17 protein-coding genes are annotated in these 15,680 nt (G+C 52.0%); 11 read left to right on the forward strand and 6 right to left on the reverse strand.

The features are described 5' to 3' along the window. Window positions 1-55 precede the first annotated feature (55 nt). The 3 genes from ATW55_RS02320 to ATW55_RS02330 all read left to right on the forward strand — a co-directional run bounded on the left by ATW55_RS02320 (window position 56) and on the right by ATW55_RS02330 (window position 2,704). Window positions 56-250, forward strand: a complete 195-nt coding sequence (locus ATW55_RS02320) for a hypothetical protein (protein ID WP_067711741.1) — start codon at window positions 56-58, stop codon at window positions 248-250. 148 nt (window positions 251-398) lie between these two features. Then, window positions 399-1,133, forward strand: a complete 735-nt coding sequence (locus ATW55_RS02325; protein WP_082685464.1) for a GntR family transcriptional regulator — start codon at window positions 399-401, stop codon at window positions 1,131-1,133. 86 nt (window positions 1,134-1,219) lie between these two features. Continuing rightward, window positions 1,220-2,704: an MFS transporter gene (locus ATW55_RS02330; protein ID WP_067711748.1), complete on the forward strand. Its 1,485-nt coding sequence runs from the start codon at window positions 1,220-1,222 to the stop codon at window positions 2,702-2,704. A 91-nt stretch (window positions 2,705-2,795) separates the two neighbouring features. Here ATW55_RS02330 and ATW55_RS02335 read toward each other — a convergent pair whose 3' ends face one another. Continuing rightward, on the reverse strand, window positions 2,796-3,038 hold the full coding sequence (locus ATW55_RS02335) for a hypothetical protein (RefSeq protein ID WP_067711753.1): 243 nt from the start codon (window positions 3,036-3,038) through the stop codon (window positions 2,796-2,798). Between the two features lie 227 nt (window positions 3,039-3,265). On the opposite strand from ATW55_RS02335, the gene ATW55_RS02340 reads away from it, so the two are divergent. After that, on the forward strand, window positions 3,266-4,486 hold the full coding sequence (locus ATW55_RS02340) for a phospholipase D-like domain-containing protein (protein WP_067711756.1): 1,221 nt from the start codon (window positions 3,266-3,268) through the stop codon (window positions 4,484-4,486). Between the two features lie 411 nt (window positions 4,487-4,897). On the opposite strand, the gene ATW55_RS02350 is transcribed toward ATW55_RS02340, so the two are convergent. Both ATW55_RS02350 and ATW55_RS02355 read right to left on the reverse strand, forming a co-directional pair. After that, window positions 4,898-6,418 carry a FumA C-terminus/TtdB family hydratase beta subunit gene (locus ATW55_RS02350; RefSeq protein WP_067711762.1) on the reverse strand — a complete coding sequence of 507 codons (1,521 nt, stop codon included), beginning with the start codon at window positions 6,416-6,418 and terminating at the stop codon, window positions 4,898-4,900. Between the two features lie 37 nt (window positions 6,419-6,455). Continuing rightward, window positions 6,456-8,324, reverse strand: a complete 1,869-nt coding sequence (locus tag ATW55_RS02355) for a peptidoglycan D,D-transpeptidase FtsI family protein (protein ID WP_067711765.1) — start codon at window positions 8,322-8,324, stop codon at window positions 6,456-6,458. A 192-nt stretch (window positions 8,325-8,516) separates the two neighbouring features. Between ATW55_RS02355 and ATW55_RS02360 the strand changes: the two genes are divergently transcribed. Next, complete coding sequence (locus ATW55_RS02360; RefSeq protein ID WP_067711768.1) at window positions 8,517-8,720, forward strand: DUF378 domain-containing protein; 204 nt, start codon at window positions 8,517-8,519, stop codon at window positions 8,718-8,720. Between the two features lie 80 nt (window positions 8,721-8,800). Here the strand turns inward: ATW55_RS02360 and ATW55_RS16970 are convergent, their stop codons facing one another. Next, on the reverse strand, window positions 8,801-9,403 hold the full coding sequence (locus ATW55_RS16970) for a spore germination protein (RefSeq protein WP_268753347.1): 603 nt from the start codon (window positions 9,401-9,403) through the stop codon (window positions 8,801-8,803). Next, on the reverse strand, window positions 9,319-10,302 hold the full coding sequence (locus tag ATW55_RS16975; RefSeq protein ID WP_268753348.1) for a spore germination protein: 984 nt from the start codon (window positions 10,300-10,302) through the stop codon (window positions 9,319-9,321). Before ATW55_RS16975 ends, ATW55_RS16970 begins: the two co-directional genes overlap by 85 nt. Before the next feature lie 182 nt (window positions 10,303-10,484). On the opposite strand from ATW55_RS16975, the gene ATW55_RS16660 reads away from it, so the two are divergent. The 6 genes from ATW55_RS16660 to ATW55_RS02390 all read left to right on the forward strand — a co-directional run bounded on the left by ATW55_RS16660 (window position 10,485) and on the right by ATW55_RS02390 (window position 14,550). Next, window positions 10,485-10,574: a thioredoxin gene (locus ATW55_RS16660; RefSeq protein ID WP_235586957.1), complete on the forward strand. Its 90-nt coding sequence runs from the start codon at window positions 10,485-10,487 to the stop codon at window positions 10,572-10,574. 12 nt (window positions 10,575-10,586) lie between these two features. After that, on the forward strand, window positions 10,587-10,793 hold the full coding sequence (locus ATW55_RS02370; protein ID WP_067711771.1) for a thioredoxin family protein: 207 nt from the start codon (window positions 10,587-10,589) through the stop codon (window positions 10,791-10,793). A 115-nt stretch (window positions 10,794-10,908) separates the two neighbouring features. Continuing rightward, complete coding sequence (locus ATW55_RS02375) at window positions 10,909-11,889, forward strand: Gfo/Idh/MocA family protein (RefSeq protein WP_067711774.1); 981 nt, start codon at window positions 10,909-10,911, stop codon at window positions 11,887-11,889. Between the two features lie 105 nt (window positions 11,890-11,994). After that, entirely contained in the window at window positions 11,995-12,666 is a 672-nt protein-coding gene (locus ATW55_RS02380; RefSeq protein ID WP_067711777.1) for a response regulator transcription factor, read from the forward strand. Then, a complete protein-coding gene (locus tag ATW55_RS02385) occupies window positions 12,663-13,991 on the forward strand; it encodes a sensor histidine kinase (RefSeq protein WP_067711780.1) in 1,329 nt (442 codons plus the stop codon). Before ATW55_RS02380 ends, ATW55_RS02385 begins: the two co-directional genes overlap by 4 nt. A gap of 151 nt (window positions 13,992-14,142) precedes the next feature. Next, complete coding sequence (locus ATW55_RS02390) at window positions 14,143-14,550, forward strand: hypothetical protein (protein WP_067711784.1); 408 nt, start codon at window positions 14,143-14,145, stop codon at window positions 14,548-14,550. A 79-nt stretch (window positions 14,551-14,629) separates the two neighbouring features. Here ATW55_RS02390 and ATW55_RS02395 read toward each other — a convergent pair whose 3' ends face one another. After that, a complete protein-coding gene (locus tag ATW55_RS02395; RefSeq protein WP_067711862.1) occupies window positions 14,630-15,637 on the reverse strand; it encodes an LLM class flavin-dependent oxidoreductase in 1,008 nt (335 codons plus the stop codon). Window positions 15,638-15,680: the final 43 nt, after the last annotated feature.

The raw sequence follows: 15,680 nt of genomic DNA on the forward strand, positions 1-15,680 counted from the left end.
CCTCACTAGCTCACGCTTGTTTCGGGAAGTCTATGTCCGACAGGAGGTGTTCGCCATGTGGGGAATCGTTGATCGGGTTTACAATCCACGGCGGAACATTCACAGGGGACTCGGCATGATGCCCACCCTGTTATTGGGCGCAGGCGTTGGCATCGCTGCATGGGAGTTCGCCAAACGGCGAGCTACACCCGAGATGACCACGACCAAAAGTGTGATGAGAGCATCAAATGTCGATGAAGATTTGTTTTGATGCGCATGCTTTGCAAAGAGGCCTTGCTCAGCAAGGCCTCTTTGCTCGAAAACAAAAATAGGCGGATGGATTACCACCTCAACAGAAAAATGTGTATACTATCTACATACATTATAATGTTACTACAAATTCAATCGGATGCGAGGCGATGATGATGCCATCCATGCGATCCGTTCACCCGCTCTATGTCCAACTAAAAGCATCCTTGCTGGAGCGAATCGAGTCGGGCGAATGGCCGTCCGGTCAAATGATCCCGACGGAGCAAGAGTTGACAACACTTCACAACGTTTCGCGCACAACGGTTCGTCAGGCTATTCGCGATCTCGTCGACGCAGGCTATTTGATCCGCCAACAAGGCAGGGGAACCTTTGTTCAGCGAAAAGCGCCCGCGCAGTCCACGCACTTGTACGGCTTTATGGAAGCATTGGAGCAGACGAACCAATTGATTTCCATCCGTGAATTTAAGGCTCAAGTAATTCCGGTGAGTGAACGTGTGGCGTCCCTGCTCCGCATCACGCCAAAGCAAAATGTGCTCTTTGTGTCACGGGTTATCTGTACCGATGGCGAGCCATTGTTTTATGACGAGAGCTATCTTCCGGAGGACCTTTTGGCTAGGATCAGCGCACACGGGGCCACGCGCTCTCTTTACAAACTGCTTGAGGCTGAAGGCATTGCGATCGCATCTGGCGAGCAGACCGTGACTGCCGCTTTGGCCGGACCTTTGCGCGCAGAGCGGCTCGGGTGTCGGCCTGACGATCCCATCCTTTACGTGGAGCGCATCACAGAAGACGGCGCGGGTCGCCCCGTGGAATACTCTTCCGTTTCCTACCGGGCCGACCGCTATGCGTTTGCAGTTAAATTAACGCGCCAAGAAACCCATTAATCCTTTTGCCGTTAGGGTCTCATACACAAGATACCCATTCGATTCCAGCATCACGCTGAAAGGAGACAGGGCATGTCCCGCACACAATGAAAGTACGAGAAACCATCACTGCCAATCTCCCACTCGCTGGAATCCGCGCCAAAACCAACTACCATTGGTATGTTGTCGCCACTGTCTGTATCGGTGCTTTCATGGCGGCGCTCGACGGCAGCATCATCACGGTGGCGCTGCCAACAATCACCCGGCAATTTCACGTCGCCTTGAGCGCAACTGCGTGGGTTGCACTCGCCTATCTCTTGACATTGACAGCGCTTCTCACAGTCTTTGGACGGATCGCCGATATCGTTGGAAGAAGACCCCTCTACACCATGGGCTTCGGAATTTTCATTGTGGGCTCAGCGCTCTGCGGCGCCGCGCAGTCGCTCCCGTTTCTCATCGGCGCGCGCGTGTTGCAGGCCATTGGCGCTGTGATGCTGCAAGCAAATAGCGTCGCGATCATCACGGCGGCAGTTCCCTCATCTGTGCGCGGCAAGGCGATTGGCATCCAGGGTTCAGCGCTCGCTGTCGGTTTGTCGCTCGGTCCCGCGATAGGCGGTCTGCTGATCAGCGCATTCGGCTGGCGCTCCATTTTTTATGTCAATGTGCCTGTCGGCTTGATCGGCACAACACTGGCTGCACTCATTCTCCCGATCGATCAGGAAAAAGATCAAACATCAAAAGGCGTTTCTTTTGACTATCTCGGCTCGCTGCTTCTCGCCATTTCGATCGTGTCTGTGATCCTTGGCCTCAACCAAGGAAATGAGAAAGGCTTCGGCTCACCGTACATTCTCTCTCTGTTCGCGTGCGGTGTCGCGACTGGCGCACTTTTTATCTGGCAGGAAAAACGCCATCGCGCACCGCTTGTAGACCTGTCACTTTTTAAAATTCCGACCCTAACATGGGGAAATGTCAGCGGTGCGCTATCGTACGCCCTCATGTACGGTGTCCTATACATCATTCCGTTTTACTTTGAGGAAGTCCGCAAAAATCCATCATCACTCTCAGGACTTCTCACAACGCCCCTTCCGATTGGAATGATGTTACTCGCGCCAATGGCTGGGCGCATCGCCGATCGGCTGGGTTCACGCACACCAACGGTGGCCGGCATGACACTCGCCACACTTGGCGGCCTCTCCTTGCTGCTCCTATCTTCATCAGAGCCGCTCCTATGGATCATCATCGCTCTTCTCATCATCGGCATGGGCATGGGGATCTTCACTCCGCCGAACAATAGCTCCGTCATGGGCAGTTCGCCTCGCAATCGATTGGGCGTCACCTCCGGACTTCTCAATATGTCGCGCTCTCTGGGCCAGAGTTTCGGAATTGCATTCGCGTTTGCACTGTATCAAGGCGTTGTATTAGCGGAAGGCTATTCTCCGTTGGGCGCTCCGCCGCGCATGCTTTTGCCCGGATTTCACATCGCATTTGCCGGCGTCACGGCGCTTGGATTCTTCGCGGCACTGATCTCTCTATTTCGCGGCAAGGTTCAGCCGCTTGCAGATGCGGATCACGAACACACGATCGAACTATGAGAACCGTGAAACAAAAAAACGTCGGCCCGAATCCCGCACAGGCGAGCATTCTGGCGACGTAGTTAAAAATGATCTGTGGTTTGAAATTCCTTTATGCTTTGAGTGAGGAAAAAAAGACGTACGCGACGAGTGGAAGCGCGAGAAAAACATAAATGCGCAATGCCCACATCAATGTGAGTACGCCTCGCCCCAGTTTCTTTTTTCCATACGGCACAGCGCGATATTGGCTCAGTTGAGAGGTTTCGAGCACAGCAGACACCATTTTCAACTCTGCCTGATCCAGGTTTACTGTGTTTTTCGCGCCAGACCCAAGCTCTTCCACCGTGAAAGACATGTTCCTCACCCCTCAGCTTCGCCACTCTTGCTATCTTTAGAATACCACGACATTTAACTGAAGGCAAAACTTTTTCCTGTGCGCAACATTGTTGTATGTAGGAAAGCAAAGAAATGTACTGAAACTTCGATTCAACGGATCTTTTGACACTTCACGCGCAATAAGCTAGGATTTGTACGCTGCGACGCTTCAGGCGCTTCATACTCTTCATTAGAAGGAGGCTTACGATGAGTTATCGAGAACTCGAGGATGGTTTTCTAATTGCAATAGCACTCATCATTTCTTCGCAGCTCATCGTTATTCTCATCTCTCTGATAAGCAACCAGTTTCGCCGACAGCGCAAACTCTCTATCATCAACCAGCCGCCTGTCGAGACAGTGATTGATGAAAACCAGATCACGATCTACACATACGGAATGGACTTTTATCAAGCACTCATACGCGATATCACGCAGGCACAGGAAATTGTCTGTGTTGAATCCTTCATATGGAAAGCGGATGCCGTCGGTCAAGAAATCAAGGATCTCCTGGCTAAAAAAGCAGGCGAAGGTGTATCCGTCTTTGTGGTTTTTGACTCCTTTGCAAACCTTGTTGTGCCGCGCGCCTTCAAACGTTTTTCTCCAGATATTCACCTGTACCGGTATCGCGCATGGCAGAGGTTTCTCGACTTGTTTGATCCACGTCGACTCGCGCGCGACCATCGCAAGCTCGCCATTATCGATAGAAAAATCAGCTACGTCGGTGGATTTAACATTGGCGATTTGTATGGCCGAAAATGGCGCGATACGCATGTGCGCATCGAAGGGCGTGCGTCACACAATCTTTTTGCAACATTTTGCGATTTTTGGAATGCACAGACCCATAAACTTCCCAAGCTCAAAACAGAACGCGCGTCCCTTTCACCTTATATAAGACCGTATGTCAATAACCCACAACGCATCCTCTTTCCCATTCGCGCCATGTATATCGAGGCGATCGATCTGGCAAAAGAGCGGGTGTATCTGACAACGCCTTATTTCGTGCCAGATCGCGTGGTTTTATCAGCATTGATGGACGCGGCTGATCGAGGCGTGCAAATCTCTCTGCTCGTCCCTGAACGCTCTAATCATCTTCTGGCGGACTGGTTGGCGCGGACGTATTTTACCGATTGCCTAAAGCGGGGCATTCGCATTTTTTTGTACCAGGGATCAATGATCCATGCTAAAACCGCAACAGTTGACGGGAAGTGGACCACCATCGGAACTGCAAACCTTGATCGCTTGAGCCTCTTTGGAAATCACGAGATCAATGTGGAGTTTTTTAGCGCAGAGATGGCGGCACAGATGGAAAAGATGTTTGAATATGATCTCAAGGCGTGCCGCGAACTGAGCCTTGTAGAATGGAATCGCAGGCCGATGACGCAAAAACTCGGCGAATTGGTACTATCTCCCCTCTGGCCCTTTTTGTAGTCACTGGGATTTTAATTCAATTAAATGGAGTCTTGCTGTCCAGATACTTTAGAACTATACTTAACCTGATATATACCCATTAGGGTATAAGAGAGAGGTGTATGAAATGTTTGTGTGCAGCGGAAAAGGTTCTACAATTCGGTTACTAGCCGGGATTTTCTTTTGGGTCTCTATTTTACTTGGGTTATTTGTGAATAAATATTTAATGATCATTGGCGGGCTACCCGCGACGATGTTAATCATATCGTATTTGACTGGATGGTGCCCTACAGAAATGCTTTTAAAAATGTTCGGGGCAAAAGAACAAACGAGAGTCCTGAAATAAGGGCAAAAGGATACAAGATGCAGTGGTGAACTACTTCATCTTGTATCCCTATCCTTGCGTATGGTTTTGGCAACCACAATGATCGTTCAATACACTGGATCGGCGAATGCCTCAAGTTTTTTAAAGGATTGTTTATCCACATCCGCATGCAAACTGTTGCCGTGGCTGTCCATCGTCACAATTGCCGGAAACCCATTTACCTGAAGATGCCACATCGCTTCAGGAATCCCAAACTCATCGAGAAAGTCCACACCGTTTACCGCCTCGACGCTTTTCGCATAGTACTGTGCGGCGCCGCCGATCGCATTGAGATAGACTGCGCCTGACGCCTTTAGCCCCGCCAACGTTTTTGCGCCCATGCCACCTTTGCCTATGACGGCGCGCAGGCCGAATTTTTGGATGATCTCCGCCTGATATGGTTCTTCGCGCGCGCTGGTGGTGGGCCCTGCCGCCTTTACGTGCCACTTGCCTTGGTCATCCTTTAACATGACCGGTCCGCAGTGGTAAAGCACCCCTCCATCAAGTGACACTGGTGCGTCGTGATCCATCAAGTACTTATGGAGCGCATCGCGTCCCGTATGCATCTCGCCACGGATCAATACCACATCGCCCACATGAAGCGCGCGAATCGCTTCTTCTGAGATAGGCGCTCGCAACACCTTCACCTTATCCGAAAAAACGGCAGATTCTTTGCGTTTAAGATCAGATGTGCCCTGTTTGTAAATCCAGTTGAGAATCTCTCCGGTGCGTGGATCAATGCGTACGCCCTGTCGACGAAACGCCCAGCAGTTGTACGCAACAGAGACAAAGAAACTCGCAGGAAGCCGATTTTGTGCAGCGATTTTACAGCCGAGCAAAGATACCCGCCCGCCAAATCCCATTGTTCCCACGCCCAACTCATTGGCATGCTCCATGATGTAGGATTCGAGTTTTGCGAGTTCAGGTACCGGGTTCTGATCGTCAAGATGGCGAAACAACTGCTCCTTGGCATGTTGGTAACCAGTCGTTCGATCACCGCCGATGGAGACGCCAATAAAACCGGCGCTGCAACCCTGCCCTTGAGCTTGGTACACCGCATGCATAATGCACTTGCGAATACCGTCGAGATCGCGCCCTGCTTTCCCGAGGCCGGGAAGATCCGTCGGCAGACTGTACTGGATGTTCTTATTTTCACACCCACCGCCTTTAAGAATCAGCCGGACATCAATCTCATCGTTTTCCCATTGGCGAAAGTGAATGACCGGTGTTCCAGGGCCCAGGTTGTCACCCGTATTTTTGCCAGTCAAAGAATCCACAGAGTTTGTGCGAAGTTTGCCAAGACGCGTCGCTTCGGCAACTGCCGATTTAATCTGTCGCTCCATCACGATCTGATTGGCCCCGACTGGCGTGTGCACCTCAAACGTGGGCATCCCGGTATCCTGGCATATCGGTCCCTGCTCTTCTTCGGCCAATAAAACATTCTCAACGATCGTATCTAAAGCAAGTGCCGCGCGCGACCCGATCTCTTCTCGGATCTGCGCCTGCTCAACCGCCCGGCGCACGTCAGGAGGAAGATTGGTCGACGTGTCAACAATCAGTTTCAGTATGCTCTCTTCGAAATGTTCCACGCAGTTTTCCCTCGATTCAAATGTGAGGTAGTTTCACTTAATTGACGTGAACGGGCGTCGGCGGAATCGGCTTTTTGCCGGCCAACTCATTTAGATAGGCATCGATTAACTTGCGCGCGACCGGACCTGATGAGAGATATCCCTCACCTGCGCCTGGCACAATGACTGCCACGGCGATCTTCGGATGTGTAAACGGCGCCCAACCAATGAAAAGCGCGATATCATGACCGACGATTCCGGTTTGCGCCGTACCTGTTTTCCCCGCCACCGAGTAGGGATCACCAAGAAAGACAGACCACGACGTTCCCATTCGCTTTGTCGTTACCCAATGCATGCCTTCGCGAATGATACTCAAATTCGCTGGACTGACCGGCACTTTGTTGAGGACAACCGGTTGAATGGTTTTGAGCACTTTGCCAGACGGCGAGAGAATTTGATGCAGCACTTCTGGTTTCATGCGCTTCCCTGTCGCAATGGCGCTCACATACTGGGCAAGCCCGATCGCAGAGTACACCTGATCCTGTCCAATGGCCATGTACGCCAGATCAGAGAGGTAGCCATTGTCGTGGAAATACCCCACGCGCTCATTCGGCAAGTCGATCTGCGTGGGTGATGTCAAGCCAAAATACTTGCCAAAACGGGCGAGTTGATTGAACGCCTTGACACGCTCGCCTGTCATCCACGTATTGATATTATAAGGCGGCGGATAATGCCCCATCCAGAGTCCGGTTTGATACAGAAAAACGTCAGATGAATATTCTAGCGCCTCGGGAACCGTAACCACTCCAAATCCGCCAGGCACCCATTCGTGCAGTACCGTATTGCCCACAAGCAGATAGCCTGGATCCCAAACGGTCGTCGTCGGTTTAATTGCGCCAAGGTTCAACGCATCCATAAGCGTCAGCGGTTTCTCTGTCGAACCCGGCATAAAAAGACCTGAAACCGCCATGTTAAGTGCCGCATTTTGATATTGCGCATAGTGCTGATTCGAAATTCCGCCGACAAACCACTGCGGGTTGTAGTCCGGATAGCTGCCCATCGCGAGCACCGCGCCCGTCTGCGGATTCATCGCAACCGCCACGCCCGAATCAACCCACGAATAACCTTGCGAGCGCAGGCTCGCCACTTGCGTCGCCAGCGCCTGTTGCAACACATTCTGCAGGTGTCCGTCAATGTTCAGGACAAGGTTGTCCCCAGGTACTGGCGCAGGATACATACCGAGTTCCTTCATCGGCACATTTGCGGCATTCACCTGCACCCGCATGACACCCGGCTTGCCTTGCAGAAAGGAATCGTATTGCTGCTCAACACCGTCCAGCCCCACCTGTGCATTGGCTGGATAATTATTATATTGTGGCATCACGCCATTCGGCGGGATCGGTCCAATGTATCCGACCACGTGATCAGCGAGCGCCCCATACGGATAATAGCGAACGGGCGTCGCAATCACCCGCACACCGATCAGTGCGCTTTCGTGCTCTTCTACGTATGACACTGCGCGAGGTGAGGCATTCTGTAGAATGGTCACCTGTGGATTCGCGTAATTGTACGCGTTCATTGCCTGCAAAAGCGTTTTTACCGACTCACCAAATGCAGGCGCCAAGCGTTTCGCGATCTCGTTCGCGTTTTGAAGCGGTGTCGCCAAACGCGTGTAGACAACCGTAAAGGTTGGCTTATCGGCTGCCAGCAAGACGTGGTTTCGGTCATAAATCCAACCTCTTGGCGCAGGCACGGTATACGTGTCAAACTCATTTAAGTGCTCTTGCGAAATAAACTGGGAACTCGTCTTGACCTGAAGATACCCCAGTCGAACGATAAGCAGGGACATCGATAAAAACACCACGGTAAACGCAAACGTGAGCCGCGACTCAACAAGTCGTCGACGCGGTTTGTCTGCCTTTTTCATAGATTCCCAAACCGCCCTCTTTTCCACAAACGATTCGCAAAAGCCACCACCGTATTATAAATCTATGAACCCGCGAATGACAGGGAAAAACGAGACTGGACAGGAAATGTTTACAGATTCGACCAGGGCATAAAGATGGACGGATTGACCCACGCTACTTCTGTAATGAATCCGTTCGAGAGGGGGATGGACATGACCAAACTGGCGCTTGTCCTCGTGATCATCGGGGCGCTCAACTGGCTGCTTGTCGGTCTGTTCCAATTTGATTTGGTTGCCGCCATTTTCGGCGGTCACTTTACACTGCTGAGTCGCGTCGTCTACACACTGATCGGACTCGCCGGAATTTACACCATCGGGTTGCTGTTTCGCGATACAGATCATCGCGGCGTGGTTTAACCAAAATAAAGAAGGCAGACCTCTGTGCCTGGGCGATTTTTTGCACAGGTGCAAGGGTCTGCCACTTGCATTAGATTCTGTCAGCCTCTGCGGATGAGCGTCTTTGTCTTAAAGATGCTTGGTCGCCCATCTTTTCGATACAATGGTGCGCGGATCAATACGCCTTTGATGCCCTCCCAGTCAAACGGTAAGAAGGGCCACAGATACGGCACGCCAAACGACTTTGTCGTAGCCAGGAGCACGATAAGGCCGATGATGCCAAGGATAAACCCGATCCATCCACCAAGCGATGTCACGATGATTAAAATGAAGCGAACGAAGCGATTGGCAGTAGACAGCTCATGCGAGGATGTGGCAAATTGCGCCACCATGGCTGAGCCCATGAAGACGAGCACCTCAGGCGAAACGAGGTTCATCGAAACGGCAAACGGCCCAAAGACAAGACCAGCCACGATACCTGTCGCCGTGGCGAGCGCCGTCGGGGTATTGATCACCGCACGCTCAAAGAGGTCTACGGCAAGCTGCGCCAAAAGAAACTGAACAGCGAGCGGGAGCGGGAGCGGCGCCGGATCGACCAACCTCGCCAGCCAACGCGGCTCTACATTGCCAAGTTGCGCGGCGACAATAAAAAAAGCAGGCGAGAAAACCGAAATGAGCGCACCGAGCAGTGAGACCACACGCATGTATGTCCCATTCGTCGGATAGAGTGATAATCTTCCGGGTGATGGATGTGATTAAACAGTGTGCTTGGTGCAATGATCACTTCTGGCGTCGTATCGACAACGATGACGATCTGTCCTTCCATCAGACATGTCGCCGCGACATCAGGTCGCTCCGTGTACCGGACGACCGGGTACGGATTCCACTTAACCTTTGCAATAAACTCCGTCACCGCTTGCTCCCCCATCGCGACAACGTCCGTATTGATGGATTTGAGTTCCTTTTTCACATTGTCGACAAGCGTATCGTTCGTTACATCTTGAAGATACATGACACTCACGTCCGTCTGTGAGCGCGTCCCCACCTGAATGAGTTCAACGCGCAGCCGTGGATCGCGCAGACGCCTGCGGATAAGTGCCACATTCATGAGCATCGTCTCGACAAACCCGTCGCGCGGCCCGCGCACAACCCGCTCAACTTCCGGCTCGGCAATGGAGCGCATCGGATAGATCCGGGTGTCGATCATGAGTGTTTCATGATAGCCGTCAAGGAAGATGACAAGCGGGCCGGACAAAATATAGCGAACCGCATCTTTCATCTTGTCTACTTTCTGGACTTGTACAAAACTGATTGTGACATTCAGATAATTCACCAGTTCATCAATCGTAAAATCGCGCGCAGGATGGCGCGATACAAACTCTTTTAAAGACATCTCAACATTTTCAAGGATGAGTACCATGTTCATCGTCAGGAAAAAACCGTTTGCTGTGTATCCCGTCATGCTGATCTGCTCATAGACAAACGGTTTGGCAATGAGATCCCAACTGACCCCTATACCCAACAGCTGTTTTAGAAATGCGTCATTCTGTTGAAGATTTGTTGAAATGGCAACTTGTTCAAGCGACTCCATCTCAGTCGTCAATGCGGCTCACTCCTCCACACCCAGTATGTGGAATGACCCATCTTCATATACGTCAGTCTCGCAAACTCACACGTCGTCTATGTCGCGTGTTTGATTATCACTGAATGCTTAGGTACACTATATATAGGTAAGTCGATTCTTTATCCAATTCTCAGTGAATCGACGGTAAAGGAGGAAAGCTTATGATGAAAACGCTGCAAACGGCGGAATACGATACACTTGTCGGATCCTCCACAAAACCCGTCATTCTTGACTTCTCTGCAGATTGGTGACCGGGTTGCCGAATGTTGAGACCGGTGGTCTCTAAAATTGCAGGAGAAGACACAACCGTTGACTATTATTATGTGGATGTCGACCAGTCGCCTGAACTCGCGATGAAGTTTGGCGTGCAGAGCATCCCTACCATGATCTTGATCAAGGATGGAAAAGAAGCGGGTCGTAAGATCGGCGCCGCACGTGAAGCGGACGTCCTGAAATTCGCACATTCTTGATTCACGAACGTTTCAAAACCACAAGGGCGCTCATCTGGAGAAATCCGACGGGCGCTCTTTTTCATCATCGTGTAATCTATAGGTACACCTATATGATAATGGAGGTATCCAATCGATGATTCGAGTGGGTATGATGAGCAAGTGGCACGTTCACGCGACGGATTATCTGCGCGAGGCAAACGCCCATAAAGAAATTGAGGTAGCCGCAGTGTGGGACGAAAACCCCGAGCGCGGACACGCCTTTGCGCGAGAAATCGGCGTTCCTTTTTATGAGACTACGTCTTCACTCTACCGCGAGGCCAACATCGACGGAGTGATCGTCGATACGCCGACTAACATGCACAAAATGATCATCGAAGAGGCCATAATGCATAAAAAACACGTCTTTAGTGAAAAGGTGCTCGCACTCACCACGAGTGACGCTGTTTATCTGACAAAACTCGCAAAATCGTCAGACGTCCACCTTATGCTCTCATTGCCGCGCCTCAGTGCACCCTATACTGTGTATGCTGAGTCTCTGCTGCGAGAAGAGGCGCTGGGGCGCATCACGTCGTTTCGCTGCCGAGTCGCGCACGATGGCGCTGTGTCAACAGATGAGCACCCAAACGGCTGGCTGCCTGCCCATTTCTACGATCCGATTGCGTGCGGAGGCGGTGCGCTGATTGACCTTGGCGCCCATCCGATCTATCTCTCGAACCGCCTGATTGGGCCTGTACGCGCGCTCTCTGCACGCCTTGAGGCAACACTTGGCCACGCCGTTGATGACAATGCGACCGTGATGATTGAGTATGCATCTGGCGCACTCGGAATCCTTGAGAGCAGCTTTATCTCTGGCGGCAGCCCGTTTCTTATGGAGATTCACGGCACGAAAGGGTCACTGCTGATTGAGAATGAGACAGCGCGCGTCCGCTTTTTGCGCGGACCACTGACAACAGTGAGCCTGCCGCCCGCACGCCGCAGTGCGATGACACAGTGGGTGGATGCGATTCTTCGCGACACCGACCCCGAGATTTCGTCTGAAGACATGATCGAACTCACGCGCGTGAATGAACTGGCGGTTCAGGCACATCGCGAGAATCGACGAGTCACGCGCTAGACGGACATCTTGCAACGTCATTAATTCGTCATCTTTTCATGGAATAATTCAGATAGAGTAGACACTTTTTGTCTGCGTATCGAATCGACGGGAAGGTGTTCGTGGATGAAGATCCTCATTGTCGAAGATGATCATCGTATCGCATCCCTCTTACAACGCGGCCTTGAACGCAAGGCGCACGTTGTGGAACTCGCGCACACGGTGCAAACTGGTTTTCAGGCGGCAATTGACGGTCTTTTTGATGTTTTGATCCTTGACATCAAACTTCCTGACGGCGATGGGATGTCCTTATGCGAAAAACTGCGGAATGTAGGCGTTACAATTCCCATTCTCATGCTGACCGCAAGAGACAGCACCGAAGACAAAATTGCAGGGTTTCATCACGGCGCAGATGACTACCTAACGAAGCCATTCTCATTTGAAGAACTCCACGTGAGATTGATCGCGCTTGCGCGGCGTCCTGCCGTCTACGTTGAGAACCAAGTCTTGCGCTGCGGCCCCTTAGAACTTAACACCGGGAGCGCAGAAGTGTTTAAAGACGGTGTTCCTCTTGAACTGTCACGAAAAGAATTCTCACTTTTGGAACTCCTCATGCGAAATGCCGGCCAAGTGATGAGTCGTCAACTCATCCTGGAAAAGCTCTGGGGTTCTGATTTTGAACCGGAAGCGAACGTCGTGGAGGCGATCGTCGCGCGCTTGCGGGCAAAACTGGATGCGCCAAAATCCGCGCCGCTCATTCGCACCGTACGCGGGATCGGTTATAAAATTGATCGATGAAAAACCAATTTACACAGTCTGAGCGACGCATCTTATCCCGCATTCTTTTCAGTGTTTCTGCGTGGCACCTCGTGGCCTTTCTCGTCTTTGAGTTTGTTTTGATCATTGGAACCTATTACTATGTGCAAAACCGAACGATGTCCTATGCGTACGAGGCGGTGCGCGAAGAGTGGGAACAAAAATTGCACGGCATGGTCGAAACGGCCAACGCTTTTCCGACATCCATTCGCAATGCAAAGGTAGATATCGAACCAGAACCTGTCGCGACGTGGATCTTTTCTAAAGAGGGATTCCCCTTATCCGAAGACCTGACCCTGATTGGCGTCACAGGAAACATCGCGCCACTCATGGCCGATTATGCACGCGCCTACACGCCGCACACCGCCACGCAGTGGAGTACAACCACGTTCAATAAACAGCCTCTTCTCATCGGCACGCGCGCGATTGGAAAGGAAGGCGCTTTTCTTGTCAGCGCATACTCTCTCGCAGAGATCGTGCACACCCTTCACGCCCTCGTAGCGGTTGACTTTACACTCGCGCTCGCAAGTCTTCTGATCATCCTTCCGATCACCTATGGACTCGCCACGCATTCGCTAAAGCCTGTTCGCCTCGCCATGCTGCGCCAGCGCCATTTCGTCAATGACGCGGCACATGAACTGCGGACCCCGATGACTCTCTTGCGCGGAATTCTAGAACTTGAAAAAGAGAGTAACGATCCCAAAGCGATGCGCGCCGCGATTGAGGAGGGACTGCGCGAAGTGGACTATCTTTCGCGGATCATCGGCGATCTCTCCACGCTTGCGCGCGTCGGTTCAAATCAGCCAACGCTAAAATTTGAGCCGTTGGAGCTTAGAAAGCTCGTCAGCGAAGTCATCTATGCACTGAATGCTTTTGCTGAAGAAAACGAAGTCACCGTTTCGATTGACGCCGAAGATGGGACGTGGACACTTTATAGTGATCGCGTACAATTGCGACAATTGCTCACGATTCTGATTGAAAATGCGATTAAATACAGCCGCCGCAAAGGCCACGTCAAGGTGCGGATCGGGAAAAAGCGAAATGATCTCTTTGTCGACGTGATGGATGACGGGATCGGTATTCCTAAGGAAGACCTCCCCCGCGTATTTGACCGCTTTTATCGCTCAAAAGGTGCAGAACAACACGCCATTGGCAGCGGCATTGGTCTCTCCATTGCCGCGTGGATCGTCAGTCTTCTCAAAGGAACCATTACGGTGTCCAGCATCGAGGGCAAAGGTACAACCTTTCACGTCACACTGCCCTGGCGGTCAATACGCCGCGGGTTTCACTCGACATACACAAAGTAAATCCGGCGTGATTCCGCAATTCAAGGTGTGTTATAGACTATTTTTCAGCGAAACCGTATAGAATCTGAAAAAATGGACCATCCTGTCATGATACGATCATAGAGTCCCTCTACGATACAGCTATACCAAGATTCAAGGAGGAACATGAACCATGACAACCATGATGACACGTATGAATCGCGGCATGATCGCCTTGCTGATTGCTATACTCTCGTTTGTGGCAGGACAACAATTCACGTCGACGCACACAGCCTATCAAAATGAAGCAAGTGAAGTTTCCACTGCAGGTTCGAGCACATCAACTGCAACCGGCACGCCAACACCTGTGATTACGACAAAAACATCGACCTACAAGCCACCTTTGTCTGAGCGCATCAATCTCGCTGATAACGCTGCCCTGCGCGTCGTACCGGGCGCAAAAGTGCACTCGATCGTAGCAACCACAATGAATGGTCAGCCTGTATGGCAGATCGTTCTCACGAAAGCTGCGTCACAAAATATCGAAGTGACATTGACGCGACCTGGAAACCACATTTTACAAATCAAGCCGCTGGCGTAGTCCCTGCAGATTCCGCCCATGTCGACACGACCGAAAGAGCCCCTACTCTAGAAGGGGCTCTTTCATTCGTCTCAGCAGATTAAACTTGTTCAATCAGCGCGGCTGCCAGCAACTCAAACGACCGCACCCGGTGTTCGAACTCTGCCGTTGTCGTCACGGCCATCACCTCATCAACGCCGTAGTCCATCGCGAGTTGATGAAACTGTTGTTTTACCGTGGCCTGACTCCCTACGATCATGCGTTTACGATTCTCGCGACGCAGCGCCTCTTCGTACATCGTATATGGATACGCAAGCGCGTCGTTGATCAAGGGCGTCCCGTCGGCGCGTTTGCCGCTCGCGAGCAGCACGAGTGCGAGATCAAGGCTTGACGCAATCCGCTCAGCCTCCGCATCCGTATCCGCGCAGATCACAAAAACTGCCACACTTGATACTGGCGCTTGGAGCGTGGCAGAAGGCACAAATGAATCCCGATACGCTTGAACCGCATCCACGCCACCCTCGCCGTTTATGAAACGCGCAAACATGAAAGCCGTCCCCTTTGCCGCGGCCATGCGCGCGCTCACATCACTCGATCCAAGCAACCAAATCTCCGGCGCCGTTTGGACACGAGGGGTCGCGTGAATTCCCGCAAAACGGTGATCGTCAGGAAGCGTATCCGTTAGATAGGCGCGCAGGTCATCCACCTGCTGACTGTACGAGATCTCGCGCGCCCGGCCCTCTTGAAGCGCCCGTGTTGCAATCGGCAATCCACCCGGCGCGCGGCCGAGTCCGACGTCGATGCGCCCTGGATAGAGCGCCTCGAGCATGCGGAAATTTTCCGCGACCTTGTATGCGCTGTAGTGAGGCAGCATAACACCGCCCGAGCCGAGCCGGATCGCCGATGTTCTTGCACCGAGATGAGCGAGAAGAACTTCCGGCGTGGAGCCTGCCAAGGATGACGCGTCGTGGTGCTCCGACACCCAGAATCGAGTGTAGCCGAGCCGCTCCGCCAACTCAGCAATCTTCGCAGTCTGCGCGAGCGCAGTGTGCGCGTCACTTCCTTGCGCGATCGGCGATTGATCCAGGATGCTAAGCCGCACTTCAATCACTCCTAAAAATCTTGGCTCATGCGGCACCTAGGCGCATCAT

It is taken from the genome of Ferroacidibacillus organovorans (genome assembly GCF_001516615.1).
Lineage (GTDB): Bacteria > Bacillota > Bacilli > Alicyclobacillales > SLC66 > Ferroacidibacillus > Ferroacidibacillus ferrooxidans_B.

Excerpts from the sequence above, each read along its gene's own strand:
- ATW55_RS02320 (WP_067711741.1), top strand. The coding sequence starts at position 56 with ATGTGGGGAATCGTTGATCGGGTTTACAATCCACGGCGGAACATTCAC.
- ATW55_RS02325 (WP_082685464.1), top strand. The coding sequence starts at position 399 with ATGATGATGCCATCCATGCGATCCGTTCACCCGCTCTATGTCCAACTA.
- ATW55_RS02330 (WP_067711748.1), top strand. The coding sequence starts at position 1,220 with ATGAAAGTACGAGAAACCATCACTGCCAATCTCCCACTCGCTGGAATC.
- ATW55_RS02335 (WP_067711753.1), bottom strand. The coding sequence starts at position 3,038 with ATGTCTTTCACGGTGGAAGAGCTTGGGTCTGGCGCGAAAAACACAGTA.
- ATW55_RS02340 (WP_067711756.1), top strand. The coding sequence starts at position 3,266 with ATGAGTTATCGAGAACTCGAGGATGGTTTTCTAATTGCAATAGCACTC.
- ATW55_RS02355 (WP_067711765.1), bottom strand. The coding sequence starts at position 8,324 with ATGAAAAAGGCAGACAAACCGCGTCGACGACTTGTTGAGTCGCGGCTC.
- ATW55_RS02360 (WP_067711768.1), top strand. The coding sequence starts at position 8,517 with ATGACCAAACTGGCGCTTGTCCTCGTGATCATCGGGGCGCTCAACTGG.
- ATW55_RS16970 (WP_268753347.1), bottom strand. The coding sequence starts at position 9,403 with ATGCGTGTGGTCTCACTGCTCGGTGCGCTCATTTCGGTTTTCTCGCCT.
- ATW55_RS16660 (WP_235586957.1), top strand. The coding sequence starts at position 10,485 with ATGATGAAAACGCTGCAAACGGCGGAATACGATACACTTGTCGGATCC.
- ATW55_RS02370 (WP_067711771.1), top strand. The coding sequence starts at position 10,587 with ATGTTGAGACCGGTGGTCTCTAAAATTGCAGGAGAAGACACAACCGTT.
- ATW55_RS02375 (WP_067711774.1), top strand. The coding sequence starts at position 10,909 with ATGATTCGAGTGGGTATGATGAGCAAGTGGCACGTTCACGCGACGGAT.
- ATW55_RS02380 (WP_067711777.1), top strand. The coding sequence starts at position 11,995 with ATGAAGATCCTCATTGTCGAAGATGATCATCGTATCGCATCCCTCTTA.
- ATW55_RS02385 (WP_067711780.1), top strand. The coding sequence starts at position 12,663 with ATGAAAAACCAATTTACACAGTCTGAGCGACGCATCTTATCCCGCATT.
- ATW55_RS02390 (WP_067711784.1), top strand. The coding sequence starts at position 14,143 with ATGACAACCATGATGACACGTATGAATCGCGGCATGATCGCCTTGCTG.